Annotated in this window: 1 protein-coding gene; it reads right to left on the bottom strand. The window is 66.6% G+C overall.

What is annotated here, in order from left to right; genetic code table 11:
* Positions 1–74: 74 nt before the first annotated feature.
* Positions 75–404 (bottom strand): alpha-glucosidase C-terminal domain-containing protein (locus LMU33_RS40965; RefSeq protein WP_228627212.1); only part of this gene is annotated, 330 nt, incomplete at its 5' end.

The following is a 404-nucleotide window of genomic DNA, read 5'->3' as shown; positions in this document are numbered from 1 at the left end:
GCGTTTGAACCACTCCGGGTCCCGGTCCTTGACGGGCGTGTCCTCGAAGGTGTCGTGTACGGGTTCGTTGACGGTCATGAGGCCGCGGGCCCTCCGTTCCGGGGCGTCGACCGCCCTGCGTGGAGAACATGCGCCGGCGCGCAGCCGGGCGTCAGGCGCACGTAGTTGGTCCTGCCCCAGTGGTACGTCTCACCCGTCAGCTCGTCGTGCACGGACAGGGCGGAGTTCCAGTCCAGGCCGAGTTGCGGCATGTCCAACGAGACCGAGGCCTCCTGGGTGTGGTGCGGGTCGAGATTGACGACCACGATGACCGTGTCGGAACCCGTGCTCTTGCTGTAGGCGAGCACGGCATCGTTGTCAGTCTGGTGGAAGCGGAGATTCCGCAGGCGCTGTAGCGCAGGGTG

Source organism: Streptomyces barringtoniae (genome assembly GCF_020819595.1).
Taxonomy (GTDB): domain Bacteria; phylum Actinomycetota; class Actinomycetes; order Streptomycetales; family Streptomycetaceae; genus Streptomyces; species Streptomyces barringtoniae.
This window is presented reverse-complemented; position numbering and strand designations above follow the sequence as displayed.